We start from the raw sequence: 18,952 nt of genomic DNA, 5'->3' as shown, positions 1-18,952 counted from the left end.
ATACTTGTTTTCGATTGGGCTACCAACCGGCTTAGTAGTTCCTGATCAGCTGCAGGGTCAGCACGTTGGAGTTTTCAGCCGGAGGAGTCTCAAAGCCGCGCACTATCAGGGTATAATTCCTGCCCGCATCCAGCACCAGGTTAGTTACAGGCATCACGCTGTCTGTTGTGCCTGTTGCGTTTACGCGCACCGACAACGTACCCGCCTGCAACGGCTTAAAGCTGGAAGCTTCCTTGAACGCTATGTCCGTGAATACGGGAGCGGCTGTACCGGCTACTGAAACATCTACGGCAGGGGCATCTGGCGACAGGTTCACGACGCGCACAGCAGCGTTTCCGGCGGTTGGGGCGATCAGGCTATCTTTCACCACCAGAATTTCGAAATTCTCTGTGCGGTTTACAGCATATACCGAGTAGATATTATCCTTCTTGAAATCGTAAGTGGTTTCGGCCAGCGCATCAGTGGAGGTAAGCGGCGTAAAGGCTACTTTCCGCTCACCCACTTTAAGCGCCAGGTAACCCGAGAAGTTGGCGTACTTAAAACCCTGGTTGTTGATTTGGGTGCCGTCCAGCTTGATGTTCAGGTCCGTGGCGTTCGGCGAACCGTGGTAGAAAGAAGCGTAGGCAACAGGCTCAGGGGTCACATCCTCTTTCTCATCAATACAGCCAGAGAGGGAGAGAGCCATGATACCGGAGACAAGTAAGGTCAGTTTGTTAAAAGAGATTGAGCTGAGAAATTTTTTCATAAAAGGGATTAGATAAGAAATAGGTTAAATCGGTTACCGCTTCGGGCCACCTGCCGCAAAGGTAACACAGTTACGAAACCATGACCCGCTAGCAAACCGATTGGTTGCAACTGCTTTAGAATATTTTCAGCATTGGCAGCCAATGGTCGTATGCAAGCAGCCATTCGGTAACACCTTGTAAACGGTTTATTAGCCCCCACTATTGCACTTACAAAAACTATTCAGCTTTGCCCAATTTTACGGCTGTTCAACGCTTAATTATACCGCTGCTTCGTCTAACGTTCGGATGACGCGGCACGGGTTGCCGGCGGCAAATACCCCTGCGGGAATGTCTTTCGTCACCACGCTGCCCGCCCCAATCACGGCGCGGTCGCCGATGGTAACGCCGGGGCAGATAACCGCGCTGCCTCCTACCCATACATCCTCGCCAATGGTAATGGGCTTGGCATACTCCAGTCCGGAAGCCCGCTCGATGTGGTTCAGCGGATGCGTAGCGGTATAGATCTGGACGTTGGGGCCAAACAAGGTACGGCTGCCGATGGTTACCCGCATCACATCCAGCACCACGCAGTTGAAGTTGAAGAACACTTTCTCGCCCAGCACCATGTTAGTGCCGTAGTCGCAGTAAAAGGGCGGTTGCAGCCACAGGCCGGCACCCGCATTGGGTATGAGCTCGCGCAGGACGCGGCCCATCTCCTCGGGCTGGTCTTCGGGGCAGCGGTTCAGGGCCTGGACCAGCAGCCTTGCCTGCCGGCGTTCTTCTGCCAGTTGCTTGTCGAGGGGGTCATACAGCTCGCCTGCAAGCATTTTCTCTTTCTCTGTTTTCATAGCGTTGGATGTTTACACGATAAGGTACGACCTGAAAGGGTATAAAAAAACCTGCAGGTATGTACTGCAGGTTTTTCTTGTTGAAAACGGAGCTAAGCGGTTATGCCATACCCCTCGCTCCTCGGCTACATGTTCGATCCGTGGATGGACTTTACTTCTGTCAGCTTGCCGCTGTTCACTTTCAAATCGCCTTTATCCGCAATAATGCGCAGCTTCGTGAATTTCTCATCCGGGAAGAAGATGTTTGTCATCACGGTCTTACCGTTGTCGGCAAAGAACTCCACCGAGGCCACATCTACCACCAAACGCAGCGGGAAAGTCGCATCCGAGGCAATTCGGGGGGCATAGCTGATGCCGCCAAACTTGTCCGAGAAATCGTGCTTGCCGGCCTCGCGGCGGTCGATGTAATACTGCTTGCGGGCCGCGTCATACCCGATCAGCACCTTCTGGTTCAGGCTGTTGGAGAGCTCGATGGCAAACTGTCCGGCGTCGCCCATGCGCTCCAACTCCAGTTGCAGGTCGTAGGTCGCGGTTTTGAAAGGGGCCTTTTCTGACAGATCCAGTGCACCGCTCACGGTTTGCGCCTCCAGGGTATAACTCGTGCCAAAAATGGATTGTAGTTCTTTCACCGGCTTGGACACCACACGCAGGCCTGCCGCTGTTTTCTCCAGCTCCAGGGTGCGGGCCACTGTCATAGCGCTGCGCCAGGTTTCGGTCGGTACCACGTTGGCATAGTCCCAGTTGCTCATCCAGCCCATAAACAGGCGGCGCCCGTCGCTCTCGGGCACGTTGGCCCAGGTCACGCCTGCATAATTGTCGCGGCCGTAGTCCAGCCAGATGCCCTTGCCTTTGTTCACGGGCGTGCCCGCCACAGCCTGGTCGCTTTTCAGGTTGGCCTCAAATTGCGAATCGAGCTTAAAGGTCTTGCCGTCAAAATCACCTACAAAATACTGTGTTGCCGAGCCACCGTTCGGTCCGCCCGGGTTGATGCTCACCAGCAGCACCCACTTCTCCTCGCTTGTGCCGGCCACTTTCATCTTAAACAGGTCCGGGCACTCCCATACCCCGCCGTGGCCACCGATGTTTTGGCCAAACTGCCCTTCCAGCTTCCAGTCCTTCAGATTTTTGGAGGTATAAAACCGGATGTGGTCGGCAACGGCCAGCGTCATCACCCACTTTTGCTCCGGCGCATACCAGTTCACCTTTGGGTCGCGGAAGTCGCGGATGCCCGGGCTCTTTAGCACCGGGTTCTTGTCGTACGTGGTCCAGGTGCGGCCATTGTCGAGGCTGTAGGCGATGCCCTGGCTCTGGTAGTCGTTCTTGCCCGCCTTCTCGCCCGGCATGTCGTGGTAGGTATAAATGGCCACCATAGCGGGGTTCGCCGCTGTGCCGAAGCCGGTGGTGTTGTTCTTGTCCACCACGGCGCTGCCCGAGAAGATCATCCCCAGGCTATCCGGGTAGAGGGCGATGGGCAGGTGCTCCCAGGTCACCATGTCCTTGCTCACGGCGTGGCCCCAGTGCATCGGCGCCCATACCGTGGTGTCGGGGTTGTGCTGGTAAAACAGGTGGTACTCGCCGTTGTGGTACACCATGCCGTTGGGGTCGTTCATCCACTTGGCCGGCGGCGTGAAGTGGAACTGCGGGCGGTGCAGTTCGTTAATATTTTCGGATGCAGCCGTAGTGGTTGCTGCATCGTTACTCTCCGCTGACATTTGGTTTGTGCTACAAGCCCAGCTGCCTGCTAGCAGCAGTGCGCTTAAGAGGTGAATTCTTTTTTTCATCATTTTAATTTTTCATTTTTCCGGATACCACTAAACATAAGCTGTGCAGGCTTCTGCATTGCCTTGAACTGATTTCACAAAACTACTTGACCAGCCTGAGCCTGAATGTATTTTACAGACATTCACTCATCTGAAGTCCTTTGGCCTGCTGTGCTGATTAGACGGCCTTTTGATTTTATTCCGCACCAAGCATTGTGACATTACTGAATACAGCTTGTGTTTCGGAGGCAAAGATGCCCCATTTCTTTCCGGGCATCCCATATATGCGGTTACTCAATGCTGCTTTGCCGTCTATATAAAACACACAGATACTTCCGTCTATTACTACTTCAACATTGTAATCGGTATCACCTTTGAACTCAAAAGGCACTCGCGTCACCTCAATGGCGTTTCCTCCTACTATATTATAGGCTACAACGATTGAGCGTTGAGGTTCAAACATGATCCTATAGGATTGCTCAGCTGGATTGTTTGCATTAAAGATAAACCCAGTGGTACCTCTATCATTGTCGGCCCTTATCGTAGCTGTTATCTTTCTGGTGCCGCTAACCGGGTTAAAAGTATAAGAGGATTCTGTGGCACTGCCGTTTAGCTGATAAGCATTCCCGTTTGCTGCTACAGAGCCGGCAGATCCTTTTATTTCCAGGGCAACATTCTTCTTAAAAATTTTTGCTAGAGTTTCAGGAGCTTTTACGCCAAGTGTTCCGTCTGCGGCTTGTGTCAATTCGTGCACCACCATGTTGCCAGCCCACTCCTTGTTGCCACTATCATTTTCAGGTAACCTCCTGGCAGTCCAGCCAAAAGCATAGCGTTTGTTCCCATCCATAGCTGTTTTCGCGGCATAGAAAAACTCACCATCTAGCATGTCGTTTGCTGGTGTTCGCCAAGGACCTTCTGATGAATCAGCGATACGGTAATGTGTTCCCTTTGCACCCCAGTTTTCTGAAAAGAACATGTACCAAAAATCACCCATTTTAAAAACATCAGCACATTCCATCATCAGGTAACGCTCTTCCTCCGTTGTGGTATAAAGAGGCCCCCTAAGAGTCCAATTATCCGAGGCAGGGTTGTTGGACGTAAAAAGCAGAATAACTGCTTTTCTGCTATCAGTTTGAGTACTGAGCAGCATCCAGTATTCCTTTTTTTCGCTGTTGAAAAAGACATGCGGATCTCGGAAATCAAAATTATAATATCCTGGAGGTGCTGTTAGTTTGAAAGAACTGTTCTTCGTCCAGTTCTTTAGGTCATTGCTAGTAGCGTAAAGCACGCTCTCGCGTGGGTTATGCTGTAAAAAATCAGCTATCCCATTATGACCGGTATAGTACATATAATAGGTATCTCCCACTTTTATCACAGAACCTGTGCCGATGGCAAAATCAGGCTGACTAGCCGAACCATAAGGAATCATTTCACCACCGTAGGAAAAGCTTGTCAAGTCTGCACTCTCAAACTGATGTATGGCATGAAAACCCTGACCAGCGGGTTTGCTTTGGGCATCGTGCAGGAAAAAGATGTGGAACTTCCCGTTATCAAAATAGGGCATCATGTCACCTGCCCAACCGGTGGTATTGTACGGCTTTGTTGTACCCATCCAGCCTGAAGAAGGCTTCGGATAAAGACCAGTTACTTCATTCTTATTGCTACCAGGTATACTTGTATTATCAGGCTCCGGAACTTTTTGACTGCAACTATATGAAAATAACCCTAATGCCACTGCTGCTATTGTCCAATACCTGTTCAGCTCTATCATTTTATTTTGTTTAAGTTCTTATAACAGAAAATTGCATCTGCCAGGCGATAAGCGCAGACACACTTGCATCAAAATCATGTTTTTGGCGCATTTTCTGCACTTATGCTAATTAATTTTACCTTGCTCAAAGATGGACTTCACGTTAATCACCTTACCAGCCTTGAGTTTGTATGTTCCGTTTGGAGTGAGTAACCTGATTTTTGAAAACTTTTCATCAAGAAAGAATATCTCTGTCATCACCGTCTTTCCATCATCCGCAAACAGTTCTACTGAAGCCACATCTACTAAAAGCCGCAGGTCATAATCAGCTTCATCTGTCATCCTTGGCGCCCAGTGGATTCCCGCAAAACCATCTGAAAAATCATGGCGGCCAGCGTTGGTACGATCGATATAATATTCATTCCTCCTAACATCATATCCCTCCACCAGCTTCTGGTCCAGGTCATTTGAAAGTTCTATGGCAAAGTCACTTTTTTTAGCTACAGGCTCCAGTGCCAAATGCAGATCATAGGTAGTGGCCTTGAATGGGACTTGCTCAGAGATGTTTAAAGCACCAGATACTGTCTTTTCCTGTAGCGGGAATGTTTCCCCGTAAATTCTCTGCAGTTCTTTTACAGGCTTTGATACTAGGCGAATTCCTTCCGGTGTGCTTGCCAGTGTTAAAGTACGCGCAACAGTCATGGCACTGCGCCAGTTTCCGGTTGGCACTACGTTGGCATACTCCCAGTTGCTCATCCAGCCCATAAACAGGCGGCGGCCATCTTCCTCCGGAACACCAGACCAGGAAACACCCGCATAATTGTCACGCCCGTAGTCGAGCCAGATTCCCTCTTTGATTTCCTTGGCTGGTTTAGCGGCCAGCATAATCTGGTCTACCAGAATATGCCCCCATCCCCCTTTTTCATTGTCAATAATTTCAATGCGGCCTTTTTTGCCTTTCAGCTCCTTTGTGTCCCAGGCAATCCAGTTCAGGGCTTCGCTGTTGTTTCCTGTAGCTGTCCTTACCACCTCATTCTCTACAATAAGGTTCACAGCAGTGCCTTTCGGGTGCTTTCCGCCCCCAACCAACAGGTTGATAAATTCAGCATCAACCGTAAATTCAGGAGAAATTAGTTTGCCGGTGGTGGCGTCGCCATTTCTGAAGCTGTTCACCACACCCCTCCCAGCAAAGCCACTCACCTTCTGCTGATTGCCTATCGCTCCTGTTACAGGGCCTGTGCCGAAAGCATCACCTTCTACTTTCCAGGTGTCGTAGTTGCTTCCTTCAAAATCAGCAAAGGTTGTCCCTGTAGGTACCGGTTCCTTTTTGGAAAGCGCTTGTTGGAACTGATCGTCCAGTACAAACTTATTTCCATCAAACTCGCCTACAAAATACTGTGTGGCAGAACCGCCATTTGGCCCGCCTGGATTAATACTCACCAGCAGTACCCATTTTTCCTGGTTTGTTCCCTCCACTGGCAGCTTAAACAAATCGGGGCACTCCCACACACCGCCATGCGCACCGATGTTAGATCCGAAGCTGCTTTCATGCTTCCACTCTTTGAGATCTTTAGAGGAATAAAAACTGATATGGTCAGCAACGGCCAAAGCCATAACCCACTTCTGGCCCTGCTCATGCCACATTACCTTCGGATCACGAAAATCAGGGATACCCGGGTTAGAGAGCACAGGATTAGCAGCATACTTTGCCCAGCTACGGCCTCTGTCAACGCTGAAGGCGATACTCTGTTGCTGGGTTTTTCCTGCACTAGTATATATAGCTACCATTGGAGGGTTCTCTTTCGTACCCAACCCGGAGGTATTGTTAACATCAACCACAGCACTTCCCGAGAAAATGGTGCCCAGACTATCCGGGTAAAGCCCAATCGGCAGGTGTTCCCAGCGTACCATATCTTTGCTGACGGCATGCCCCCAGTGCATCGGCCCCCATACGGTACTGTCAGGATTGTACTGATAGAACAGGTGGTACTCTCCATCATGATACACCATGCCATTAGGATCATTCATCCAGCCAGAGGGAGGCGTAAAGTGAAACTGCGGGCGGTGCGCTTCAGCAAAACTGTTGCTTATAGCAACTGGCTCTGGTTCCTTGGTTCCAACTATTTGCTTGCTTGTACCACAGCCACTAAGTACTGCTCCTAATGACATGATGATGTGTAGCTTTTTCATCTCTTGCTGAATGCCTGCTTTATTCTGTGATTACTTTTTTGACTAAGGTCTTCCCTCCTTTTAGATAAATTCTGAGGAACTTTAGCCCTGGCCTCTGGTTTTCCGAAGCCACCACTGTGGTGATCCCTGCCTCCTGATAAAAACTTTTCACTCCCACTTGTTTACCTGTTACATCAAACAGTTCTATAGCCGCAATGGCCTGTTTACTTCTGACTCTGAATTGCCCCTTAGAGGGATTAGGGTAAACCATAATCGATTGCGCCAGGAGTTCCTCTCCTGAAGAGAGCACTGGTTCTGCCTGCCAAATGGACTTCATTTTCCAGAAATCCATCGCTTTCACTAGGACTTCATCAGAACCAAAAAAGGCGAGTTTGTCTGACTGTGAGGATGGAAATATGTGTGCAGTTTGTACGAGAGCACCATCATTCACAAACACTTCCACCGATGAGGCATCTACATAGATTCTGAATTTCAACTCCTGTTGCTCCGTCTCTAAAGGAGCGTAAAACACCTTTGTTAAATCACCCGAAAAGCTCGCACCCGACTGGCTACGGTCTATGTAAATTGCATTTAGGGAAGGATCATAGCCAATTTCTGTCTGTTCCGATTCTCCTTTCCGTACCAGCAATCCTGTCTTTGTGCTGGTGGTCCCCGGCACCAGTGTAAACTGAACTTCGTAGCTTGTACCAGTAACCTTATTGGCCGCTATTTGCTGATTCAGTTCCTTAACACGCAGGTTTGTAAAAGAAACTGGAGTTTCTGCAGCACGCAGCTCATTCAGTTCATTTACTGGGTTCTGATAGAGTCTGACCTCACCCTCCCGGTTGTGCCGTAGTTGCAGTGACCGGGGAAGTGACATGCTTCCGCACCAGGTAGAGGTGGGAAGAGCACCTGCATAGGCCCAGTTGTTCATCCATGCCAGCCAAACGCGCTCATAAGTATCGGTGGGTTGATTGTCCCAAGAGCGGCCGGCATAAAAATCAGGCCCATAATCTGTCCATAGGGCACTGACAGTATTGTCAATTATAGCCTCGTCTGCAAAGTAGATGTGGTCTATGTTTATGTGGCCCCAGCCTTCCGTCACTTCGTCTACAACTTCAATAGAAGCCTGCAACCCTTCAAATTCTTTTACATCCCAAAACTTCCAGCGAAGCTTTTCTTCATTTTGCCCGGTAGTAGCAGCTACAACCTCTCCGTTGATGATAAGGCGGATTTCTGCTTTACCCGGATGGTTGCCACCCCCTATCAAGAAGTTAATGAAGTCATGCTGAATCGTGAAGGACGAAGACTTCAGCTTTCCTTGAGAGGCGTCTCCGTTCATGTAAGAGTTTGCCAACTGACTACCTAGGTAACCTGCTACCTGCTGCTGATCAGGCAAAGCGCCGGCGGCAGGTTTTGTTCCAAAAGCAGTTCCTTCTATTCTCCATCCGGCAAAGGTGTTTCCTTCAAAACCTTCAAAGAGCACTCCCTGCGGCAACACCTTTTCCTCGTTCACCAATGCACTGAATTCATCTGTAAGGGTGAAAGTGGAGCCATTAAAGTTGCCCAGAAAGTATTGCGTACCCGAGCCTCCCGAAGGTGCCCCCGGGTTGATGCTGACCATCATCACCCATAAAGGTTCAGACTGTCCTTCTACTTTTAGCTGAAAGAGATCCGGACATTCCCATACCCCACCATGAGCACCTACAGTGCTGCCAAAGTCGCTCTGATATGTCCAGTCCTTTAGATTTGGAGAAGAGTAAATCTCAATTCTGTCCATCACGGCCAGCGTCATGATCCACCTGTCCGTTTCCTCATGCCAGAAAACCTGGGGATCTCTGAAGTCTGCAACACCTTGGTTTTGCAACACCGGATTACCTGCATACTTTTTCCAAGTTCTGCCCTTGTTCAGGCTGTAGCCAATATTCTGTTTCTGCGTAGTACCTGCACTGGTGTAAATGGCCACCATGGCTGAGTCGCCAAAACCAGCTGTGTTTTGATGGTCTATAACGGCACCACCAGAGAAAATCTGCCCTTGGGCATCAGGGAACAGCGCCACCGGCAACTCCTCCCAATGCACTAGATCTTTAGAGACGGCATGCCCCCAGGACATGCTGCCCCATTGCGTGCCAAAAGGGTTGTACTGGTACATCAGGTGATATTCGCCATCCAGGTAAACCATGCCACAGGGATCGTTGATCCAGTTTTCCTTAGGCGAAAAGTGGTACTGCAAACGGTAAGGTTCCTGATAGGCCTGCGCAGCAGCATCCATACAGAAACTTACAAGTATACAAAGCAATAGTATAAGAGCCGGCGTTTTCATTTCATTGTTCTTTGTTTTATTCTACACACTCCTGCTAATCAGCGGTGCTGTTTCCTCCTGTCACTTATTGCCCGACGATGACGACTTTAAAAAAGTCATAGAACCTCTCTCCTTTTACACTGAGCATATACACTCCTTTTGCCATACCGCTGGTGCTAATTTCCTGCTTTACCGTATGTCCTTTCCCCGTTTTCACCAGTACCCCATTTATAGAATATAAAGCCAATTGGTAGGCTCCCAGATGTTGCGGCAGCTCGACCTTCAGAACATCGCTGGAGGGGTTCGGATACAGCTTGATGGTTCTTCTTAGTTCTTCGTTCATTTCCAGACCCAATACACCTCCTTTGGGGAGATCCCGGAATCCAGCGGGTAAAAACGCAGGCTCGCATACAGCTGCACCTGTACTGCTGCCCATGCGCTGCATCTCCCACTGCTTTGCTTCCTTCAGTTCTAGGCCACCGTCAGTCACTACTATATCCACTGCCTGGCTGCTTTCCTCGGGGTAACTCCTGGTAGATAGCACCAGTAGGTTATCGATAAAGACCTCTACCACAGAGTGATCTACAAATACCTCCACGTGAATGTCTTCCTTAAAATCGAAAGCATAGCTGGCGGTAGTGTACTCTTTCTGAGCCTCACGCGCATGGGCTGCACGGGTATCTAACCCCACGAGGTTGTTTCCAAGGTCGAAGGTTACGGAGGTGTACTGCGTCCCAGCTGCATTCTTCAGCAACTGTAAGGCAAACTGTGAGGCTGAATCTGCTTTTATCGTAAAGTCCAGGTTTATCTGGTTACCTCCTAACTCGGGAAGGTTTGCACTGGAGTTCTTCGTGATAGCGCGATTCAGAACTGCTTTCTCGTTTTGCCTTAACCTGCATAGATTCGGATGCGGATAATGACCAATGGTGGAATCGTTCAGCAAACGGAGAACGCGGGGAATAGAAAACATCTGCCTCCACCCTGCTTTAAGCTGATCGGGCACGTTCCTACTCTCCGGCACAATGCCGATATACGTGATTCTGCCTGCCTCATCAGTGCCAATGGCAGGTGCGAGTAAGTTATCCCTTACAGGCTCAAATAACTTTGGTGTCTGGAAATAAGGCTCGAATTTTTCATTTTCAAATTTCCCTATCCAGTATACAACGTTGGCAGGTTCCCCCCTGAACAAAGGGGTGACAGCCAACAGGTAATCGCCCTTGTTGTTCAGCGGATAGAATAGCGGCATCTCCCAAAAAAAGCCTGACTCCTCCAGTTTTGAAGAGCTAAACAACGTGCTTGTTCTCGTCCAGTTCACCAGGTCTTTGCTCTTATAAGTAGGCAAAGTGCCTCCACCATCACCTGCAAGTCCTGACCCTACAATCATATAGTAAGTGCCCCCGTCCTTCCAGACAAAAGGATCCCTAAAATCGAGATGCCCGGCAGGCGCTGCCGGTATCACCGGATTCTTATTTGATTTCTCCCATTCTATCAGTGCATCATCTTTAGGAAATGCAATACCTATACCTGCTTTTCCTAAATCTACCCCGGTATAAAAAATAACGGGTTTACCATTATCGTCTTTAATGGTAGTACCAGACCAGACACCAAAATCATCAAAGCCCGGAGAGGGTGCCAGGGCCACTTTCTCTTCCCGCCAGTGCACCAGGTCCGGGCTGCTCAGATGCCCCCAGTGCATAAAGTGCAACCACAGGCCGTTCGGGTTCTTCTGGAAGAACAGGTGATATTTGCCGTTATGATAGGTCAAGCCGTAAGGCTCGTTTGCCCAGCTGCTGCTGGGCATGGGGTGGTACTGGGGCCGCAGGTAATCCCCCGCATGCCGAACAGCAGGGTCTATAGTCAGGTTGGCGTGCAAAAGCTGCTGTTTTTCTGTAAACACGATGTGATCAGCCAGAATATGGCCCCATCCCCCGCTTACCTCGTCAACAATTTCTATCCGGGCTGTTGCATTCATTAATTCGCTTACATCCCAGTTTTCTTCTCTCAGTACTTCTGAATTGCTTCCGGTCGCAGACCGTACAACATCTCCGTTGATGCGCAGCCGGACTTCGGCCTTGCCGGGATGGTTTCCGCCACCCACCAAAAACTTAATCAGGGGCTTGTTAATGGTAAAGGTGGGGGAGACCAACTTTCCCAGAGAAGCATCTCCGTTCAGGAAAGAGTTCACCAGTTTACTTCCCTGGTACCCTTCCACGGGGTGTTGTCCTGCTAAAGTGCCCGCTACTGGCTGGGAGCCAAAGGCGGTACCTGTCACTGCCCAGTCACCGTAGCTGGTACCCTCAAAACCTTCGAATATTGTTTTGGCAGCAGGTGCGGGCGCAAATGTTCTGTAAAGAGTAGTGATGTCTACTACCGTTAAAGCGCCATTATACACCTTCAGATCATCAATAGCGCCATTGAGTGTGTTCAGGTTAAAGCCCTCGATGAGGGCCTGCGTATTGTGCCTGCCAATGTAGAGGAGAACATCGGCAAAGTTAATGGCATTATGAGCTGCCAGTGAGGCGGTTTTCCATAGGTTGCCATTCACAAAAATCCTGGCCTGCTTTGCTTCTAAATCTATAGTGGCCACAATGTGGTTCCATGCGTACTTTTCCAGCGTATTCGGTGTGGTAACGGTATAGCGCTGTCCGCCGGCATAAAAGTCCAGGATGACGTTTCCATACGGTCCTATTTTCAGGGCAAAGCCAGCGCCATTTCGTATCTGGCTTATAATGGCACCACCTTCGATGGGATTCCTGGCGGCATCAGTAGAAGGCGGGAACGCCTCGGTAGCATACCAGGCCTCGATAGTCATTTGCTTCGATGCCAGGGGGAAAGAGTAGGCACTTTGAGCATAGGTAGAGTAGCCATCCAGGCGCAACGCACTACCCTGCACTGCCGGGATTCGCTCTGGGGCGCCTAGCTCATTCGCAACCGGAAACTGCACGTTACTGACTTCTTCCACTACATGCTTTGTTCCAGGTGCTTCATTAAAAGCAAAATGCAGCACAGCATCATGCCCTGCTGCTTTTGCATAGAAAGCTGTAACAAGTAATAGAGGAAGAAACAGACGTGTAAAAGCCATACTATTTTGTTAAATTTTGTGAGCGGTCTACATGTAGCTGGGAAAGTGTGGCCTGTAGAGCTTTCATAAATTCTTGATTTGAGCTACACCTTTGGGAGGTGGCGTCCAACAGAATCTCATCATCCCTTACAGGCCACTTGAATAGGTATTAATTTGCAGAAAGGTAGCGTATAGCGTTTTCGGCCAGCTTTTCTATTTTCTCCTGATGTGGGTTTATGCCTTCCGGATTTAATTCTCCTTTCGCATTCTGGTTCCACTCTATTCCACCGATACCCTGCCAGATAGCTCTCCCCTGGAACTCTTCAGTAGGAAGGAACTCCAGGATGCCAGCCATAAAATAGTCACCGATACCATCCCAGGTAGCAAGCCACTTTACTTTGTTTTCCTGTGTAAATGCGGTGTAAGCGGCTTCGCTGTCATTTGGCAACCCATAAATCTCCGGAATGGCAACCATCACAAAGTTATGGTCTTCTCTCCAGCCCGGACCTATCACAGGGAACGTCTTCCTTCCATCCCCATGGGTGACCAAGCCTATTCCTGTAAACAACGCATGGCTACTCTGGTCTTTATTCCGGTTGATGTTCACGTTTATACCCCAGGTATCCCCATTTTCAAAGCCAGGACCATTTCCAATAGCCATATGATAGGTGCTGTTTATTCTACCCATATCAAACAAGTACTGGTTCGCATACCCCAGCAGGTACAAATTACCTCCAGCCTTGTACCAATCTGTTATCGCTGTCATCACTTCAGGGTCCTGTGCTATCTCCGGCATTACAAACTTATCTTCGGCGTCACCGTCTAAGTACCACATCAGGGTTGTAAACTGGCTCATATCCACATTCCCCTCTTTAATATCCTGAAAGGAAACAAAAGCAGTTACCTCATCTTCGTACTTATTGAAAAACCATTCAGCCAGCGCTTTCTCATCGTCATCCTGTATTTCACTCACACTGCTGTGGTGGCTTACAAAAGCAGTAACGCTGAGCACATTGGCAGAAACCGTGTACCTGTTAAACAGGTTGCCATTGGTAAGTACTAATGTCTGGGGGTTGCGAAGGTCAAGGACAGTTCCCGGGGCGGGATTGATTTGCGCGCCCTCTGAAATGGTAATTTCAGGCATAACAGCTGAGACATCTGTTCCGCCGGGATACGTAATCACAATGGTTCTTTTCTTGTCATCAATCGCGACATCAAGGGCATCCTCCACCTTGAAATCTAGAATTTCCACATCCCCGTCCAAGTCTAGGTTATTCTCAAACTCATCCTCACATCCGCTCATGATGGTAACCATAAAAAGCAGCGCCAGAAGCGACATATATCTTGATTTTATTTTTTTCATTTCTTGCGTATTTATCTTATAAAAACAATCCGTTCATCTGCTCAGGGATAGCAGCAAGCCTTCTTATGTTGTTAAGACCAGCTTGCTGCTGTTTTATTCCTGCTTCAGACCATTAAGCAATCAGCTATTAATAGCCCGGATTTTGTACATACAAGTTCTCACTCCAGAATATCTGGTTCTGTGGGATTGGCAAATACTCATGTTTACCAGCCGTGAACATGCCTTCACGGAGAAACCCTCTTCGGCCTTTTTCTGTCTCCAGGTAATCATTCAGCACCTCATCTGCTATACCCCAGCGTACAAGGTCAAAGAAACGGCTTCCTTCCATTGCAAACTCCAGCCTGCGCTCAAAACGCAGCGCCTTGCGGGCATTCTCCTGGTTCCACTGGATGTTCACTCCCGGCTCATAAGGTTGTACATTGTAATTTGCAAGCGGAGCACCAGAAGCACTTCTTAACCTGGCGGTACTGGCTGCTGCCCGTGCGCGCACGGTATTGATAAGCGGTAGTGCCTCATCAATTTGGCCCAGTTCTATCAGTGCCTCTGCTTTAAAAAGCAGTACATCCGCATAACGCAGCACTATTCTTGTTTTGGTATTTGCCCTGAATGGATCTGCATTCACAAAGGCCGGATCGTTCGGGGAAATATTTTCTTTCAGGGAATTATAATAGCCGTAAATCAGTGGCGTACGGCTCCAGGACTCATCGAAGATCTCGCTCTGATCGTATTTCCATGGGTTACCCGGGCGGGCAACGGTATGGTCTAAGCGAGGGTCTACTGTTTGCTGGCTGAAATCAACGTTGGCATTATTGAAAGAATCAAATAGCGGCACTCCTTGCTCGTTTGTTCGGAAAGCATTTACCAGGTTTTGTGATGGCTTTTGGAAATCGCAGCAGCCTAATCCTTGCGGAGCTGACAGCATGTCGCCGTAATTAACACGACCGTTGGCTTTTCCAAAACCGAAGTCTCTCACTACGCCATCGTTTGTAGAGTACTGCACGGCAAACAACACCTCTCTTCCATTTTCGAATGGGCCTGGCAGGAAGTTGTTTGCAAAGTCTGCTTCCAGTGCACGGTTTGTGCCAATCACCTTGTCTGCAGCCTCAATCACCTGCTGTAGTCTTTGCTGATTAATAGTAACCACCTGGTTCTGGTCATTCTGCTCATATGCTTGGTACAGCCTTGTTTTAGCAAGATAGCCATCTGCCGCCATCTGGTTGGCACGGCCCACTGCTGGCTGAACAACTGGCAGGTTAGCTGAAGCAAACTCGAAATCCTGGGCTATCTTTTCCCAGAGCTGGTCGCTTGTCAACTCTACGTTGGAGACTTCCGCATACTCGTCTATCGGCGTGTTCTCATCAAGGTATGGTATGCGGTTAAACAGCGTCTTCAGCTTGAAGTAGTAGTGGCCCCGGAGAAACCGCAACTCAGCCTTGCGCACTTTACCTAATGGGTATTCGGCCTCAGAAAAATTACTTATCAAGCGTAAAGCTTCATTCGTGCGGCGGATCCCGCTGTAGAGCTGAAACCACATGCCATCAAACTCGCCTATTTCAGGCCTGATGTTGGTAAAGGTTTCCAGGAAATGAAATGCCTGAATGTCTCCGGCATCTCTTCCACCTTTGTAGGCATCGTCTGCCCGAACGTTGCCGTAAGGCCATAAACTGTTCGGAGTTAAATACCAGTCCCATCCTAAAGAAGAATAGGTGGCAGTCACGAATTCCTCAGCATCCTCTGGCGTACTAATCTGCCCTTCGCTTAGCACCCCTTTTGGCTCTACATCCAACACATCGTTGCAAGAGGAGCAAAGGAGTAGTGCCCCTAGAAATGTCATTGCTAACTTTTTCATATAGATTTTTTTACTTCTCTTCATACATTAAAACCTGATATTAACACCCGCTGTACCCACTGTTGGGTTTGGATAGCCATAACCTGGATTTTCAGGATCTATTCCTGTAAATGACTTGCTTTTTAGTAACACGCCGAGATTATCGCCTCCTACATACACCCGCAGCGACTGCACACCAAACTTTTGTGTGAGCTGTTCATTTAAAGTATATCCTATCTGCGCGTTGCGTAACTTCAGATAAGAACCTTTCTCGATAAAGTAAGTGGAGAAACGTGACTCCCAGTTCGTATCAATCAGAGCAATAGCCGGTATATCTGAGCCTGGGTTTGAAGGAGACCATGCGTCCAGCAGACGGGCACCTTTGTTAGATCCTGTTTCTGAAACACTCCAGAAGTCCGTGATGAATTTCCAGTCATTTACTACATCAATCCCAGATACACCCTGCAGGAAGATGTTAAAGTCAAAGTTCTTGAACGTTGCTGAGGCACTAAAACCGTAGGAGAATTCAGGATGAGGAGTTCCAATCCAGGTGCGGTCGTAGTCATCTATCACACCATCATCATTTAAATCCTTAAACCGGATGCGGCCCACACCTTTTCCGTTCTGTATGCCATGTGCTTCAACCTCTTCTTCTGTGCGGAACAACCCATCGGCTACGTAACCAAAGAATGAACCAATTGGCCTGCCAAGGATATTCTGGCCTCTGCCATCCCCACCGTAAGCATTTTCAACCTCCTTTGGCAGGTGCGTTACCTTGTTCCGGTACATATCAAAGTTAGCATTCAGGTCCAGTGACAGTGCACCGAGTTGCGTGCGGTTTCCCACGGTCAGTTCCAGGCCTTTATTTTCCATAGAGGCGCCGTTTACCCACTGGCTTCCCCCCTCACCTTTTACAGCGATATAAGGAGGAACATACAAGATGTCTGATGTCTCCCTTAAATAGGCTTCTGCACTACCGTGGAGCTTGCTGTTAAATAAAGTAAAATCTAAACCGAGGTTAGACATAGTAGTCGCTTCCCAACGGAGGTTTGGATTGGCGGTCTGGGCAAGTCTGTAGCCTGCTGGCAGCACACCGCTTTTACTTCCGGTCAAGTCGTAGGCAGTCGTGGCGTAGTCGGCAAGGTAAATGTTGAAAATAGCGTTGTTGTCTATTTCCTGGTTACCCGTCATACCCCATCCGAAGCGAAGTTTCAGATCATCAATAACCGCCACATTTTCTTTGATGAAAGTTTCTTCGCTTAAGCGCCATCCTAAGGAAAAGGCAGGGAAAGTACCGAAGCGGTTATTCTGCCCGAAGCGAGAAGAACCGTCGCGTCTGATTGTAGCGGATAACAGGTACTTGTCAGCGAAGGAATAGTTTGCTCTTCCGAAGTAGGAGAGTAGCACGTGCTCTGCACCAGAACCACCATTATCCTTCAACCCTGTACCTGCATTAAGATACATATAGTCTTTACTCTCCACAGCAAAGCCTTCTCTTGATGCCCAGAACGCAGTGAAGTACTCACGGAAGTATTCTGTACCTGCCAGCACATCAATGCGGTGCTTCTCGCCAATCTCCCGGCTGTAGTTCAGCGTGTTTGACCATGTGGTTTTAACACTGTGGCTCTGGTTAGACTCCAGCCTGTTTACCGGGTTGCTCAGGAATCCGGACTGGTAACTCTTGCGGTATTGTCTGTGGGTGTAATTGCCATAGTCCAGACCATAATTCGATCTGAATTTAAGGTCTTTCACCAGCTCTATCTCAGCAAACAGGTTACCGAACACACGCATGAAGTCATAGTTGTTCTGCTTATTGTCTTCAAGTAACCGAACAGGGTTCTGACGGTCGTTCATACCTCCCACCGGGCCACCCCATCCGCCGGTCTCCGTGTATACAGGTATGATCGGCAAGGCCTGCATGGCAGCATTCATAGGTGCTCCGCCAACTTCCGTAGTTTTTGTTAAACTGAGGTTCTCGCCTACCACTACCCTACCATTAAAAAATTTGTGGTCAGAATTTAAGCGGGCAGAAAAGCGGTCAAATTCTGTTGTTTTAATAACCCCCTCATTCTCAAAGTAGCCCAATGACAGCAGGTAGCTTCCGTTTTCTGTACCGCTCGACATAGAGACATCATAGTTCTGAATTACACCCGTTCTGGATATTTCATTAAACCAATCGGTGTTGGATGCTCTCATGGTATTGTCTTCGTCCAGGTACTTCGGAACCAGTATTTTATTTAAAACCGGCTGGCCTGATGCATCTACTCCCCAATCGAAGAAGTACCGCACATTGTTGTTATTCGGATCCTGCCCGGCGTTTACATTTGCCTGCCATAAGGCTTTACCGTATCCTTCGGTGGTCAGCATTTCAGTGCGGTTGGTAAAAGCGGATACAGAAGTGTAGGCATTTACATTGATCTGTGGTTTGCCAGCTATACCGCGTTTGGTCGTGATGATGATTACACCGTTGGCAGCACGGGAGCCGTAAATACTCGCCGCTGAGGCATCTTTTAGCACCTGAATTGATGCAATGTCAGCTGGGTTAAGCTCGTGCATGCCTGCCTTAGTTGGCACACCGTCAATAATATATAGTGGGTCGTTGTTGTTGAAGGTACCTATACCGCGAATACGAACTGTGGCAGGGGCACTTGGGGAGCCGTTCGTGGTGATGTTCATACCGGCTACTCTACCCTGCAGTGCTTTTATCGGGTTTGCGACAGCCTGTCTGTTCATGTCCTCAATGTCTACCACCGATACAGCACCGGTCACGTCCTTTTTGCGCTCCGTCTGATAACCTGTAACAATCACCTCTTCCAGCGCTACCCTGTCTTCCTCCAGAGTTACAGTGATAGAGGCCTGATTTCCTACTCTAACTTCCTGGCCTTTATAGCCAAGGAAGGAGAATACAAGCACCTCTTCCGGCGAGGCCTGTACGGAGAAACTTCCTTCTGTGTCTGTGATAGCACCTCGGTTGGTTCCTTTCACCCCTACACTCACACCTGGTATAGGCAGGCTCGTCGATGCATCGACTACTTTACCTCTTACCGTATTCTGCTGGGCTACACTCACAAGGCTTTGCAAGTACAGAAAGCAGAAAAATAAAATGAATATACTTTTTTTCATTGTCTAACCTTTTTATATGATAA

At 48.8% G+C, this 18,952-nt stretch carries 10 protein-coding genes; all 10 read right to left on the bottom strand.

Features of this window, described 5'->3' with window-relative positions; genetic code table 11:
* Positions 1-31 precede the first annotated feature (31 nt).
* Complete coding sequence (locus ACXYMU_RS03375) at positions 32-745, bottom strand: DUF4397 domain-containing protein (protein WP_458984940.1); 714 nt, start codon at positions 743-745, stop codon at positions 32-34.
* 258 nt (positions 746-1,003) lie between these two features.
* Positions 1,004-1,573 carry a sugar O-acetyltransferase gene (locus ACXYMU_RS03370; RefSeq protein ID WP_458984939.1) on the bottom strand — a complete coding sequence of 190 codons (570 nt, stop codon included), beginning with the start codon at positions 1,571-1,573 and terminating at the stop codon, positions 1,004-1,006.
* 125 nt (positions 1,574-1,698) lie between these two features.
* Complete coding sequence (locus tag ACXYMU_RS03365) at positions 1,699-3,357, bottom strand: glycoside hydrolase family 32 protein (protein ID WP_458984938.1); 1,659 nt, start codon at positions 3,355-3,357, stop codon at positions 1,699-1,701.
* 172 nt (positions 3,358-3,529) lie between these two features.
* Positions 3,530-5,104: a glycoside hydrolase domain-containing protein gene (locus ACXYMU_RS03360; protein WP_458984937.1), complete on the bottom strand. Its 1,575-nt coding sequence runs from the start codon at positions 5,102-5,104 to the stop codon at positions 3,530-3,532.
* A gap of 105 nt (positions 5,105-5,209) precedes the next feature.
* The gene (locus ACXYMU_RS03355) at positions 5,210-7,252 is read right to left on the bottom strand and encodes a glycoside hydrolase family 32 protein (protein ID WP_458984936.1); all 2,043 of its coding nucleotides are present in this window, start codon (positions 7,250-7,252) and stop codon (positions 5,210-5,212) included.
* A 40-nt stretch (positions 7,253-7,292) separates the two neighbouring features.
* Positions 7,293-9,575 carry a GH32 C-terminal domain-containing protein gene (locus tag ACXYMU_RS03350; RefSeq protein ID WP_458984935.1) on the bottom strand — a complete coding sequence of 761 codons (2,283 nt, stop codon included), beginning with the start codon at positions 9,573-9,575 and terminating at the stop codon, positions 7,293-7,295.
* A gap of 64 nt (positions 9,576-9,639) precedes the next feature.
* Positions 9,640-12,516 carry a GH32 C-terminal domain-containing protein gene (locus ACXYMU_RS03345; protein ID WP_458984934.1) on the bottom strand — a complete coding sequence of 959 codons (2,877 nt, stop codon included), beginning with the start codon at positions 12,514-12,516 and terminating at the stop codon, positions 9,640-9,642.
* Positions 12,517-12,784: 268 nt separating this feature from the next.
* Entirely contained in the window at positions 12,785-13,978 is a 1,194-nt protein-coding gene (locus ACXYMU_RS03340) for a DUF4960 domain-containing protein (RefSeq protein WP_458984933.1), read from the bottom strand.
* A 127-nt stretch (positions 13,979-14,105) separates the two neighbouring features.
* Positions 14,106-15,827, bottom strand: a complete 1,722-nt coding sequence (locus tag ACXYMU_RS03335; RefSeq protein WP_458984932.1) for a RagB/SusD family nutrient uptake outer membrane protein — start codon at positions 15,825-15,827, stop codon at positions 14,106-14,108.
* A 27-nt stretch (positions 15,828-15,854) separates the two neighbouring features.
* On the bottom strand, positions 15,855-18,929 hold the full coding sequence (locus tag ACXYMU_RS03330) for a SusC/RagA family TonB-linked outer membrane protein (RefSeq protein ID WP_458984931.1): 3,075 nt from the start codon (positions 18,927-18,929) through the stop codon (positions 15,855-15,857).
* Positions 18,930-18,952: the final 23 nt, after the last annotated feature.

The sequence above is a fragment of the Pontibacter sp. CAU 1760 genome, from assembly GCF_054482735.1.
The sequence above is the reverse complement of the archived record's forward strand: the minus strand, read 5'-3'. Positions and strand labels throughout refer to the sequence as shown.

Excerpts from the sequence above, each read along its gene's own strand:
- ACXYMU_RS03330 (WP_458984931.1), bottom strand. The coding sequence starts at position 18,929 with ATGAAAAAAAGTATATTCATTTTATTTTTCTGCTTTCTGTACTTGCAA.
- ACXYMU_RS03370 (WP_458984939.1), bottom strand. The coding sequence starts at position 1,573 with ATGAAAACAGAGAAAGAGAAAATGCTTGCAGGCGAGCTGTATGACCCC.
- ACXYMU_RS03360 (WP_458984937.1), bottom strand. The coding sequence starts at position 5,104 with ATGATAGAGCTGAACAGGTATTGGACAATAGCAGCAGTGGCATTAGGG.
- ACXYMU_RS03365 (WP_458984938.1), bottom strand. The coding sequence starts at position 3,357 with ATGATGAAAAAAAGAATTCACCTCTTAAGCGCACTGCTGCTAGCAGGC.
- ACXYMU_RS03335 (WP_458984932.1), bottom strand. The coding sequence starts at position 15,827 with ATGAAAAAGTTAGCAATGACATTTCTAGGGGCACTACTCCTTTGCTCC.
- ACXYMU_RS03375 (WP_458984940.1), bottom strand. The coding sequence starts at position 745 with ATGAAAAAATTTCTCAGCTCAATCTCTTTTAACAAACTGACCTTACTT.
- ACXYMU_RS03355 (WP_458984936.1), bottom strand. The coding sequence starts at position 7,252 with ATGTCATTAGGAGCAGTACTTAGTGGCTGTGGTACAAGCAAGCAAATA.
- ACXYMU_RS03340 (WP_458984933.1), bottom strand. The coding sequence starts at position 13,978 with ATGAAAAAAATAAAATCAAGATATATGTCGCTTCTGGCGCTGCTTTTT.
- ACXYMU_RS03350 (WP_458984935.1), bottom strand. The coding sequence starts at position 9,575 with ATGAAAACGCCGGCTCTTATACTATTGCTTTGTATACTTGTAAGTTTC.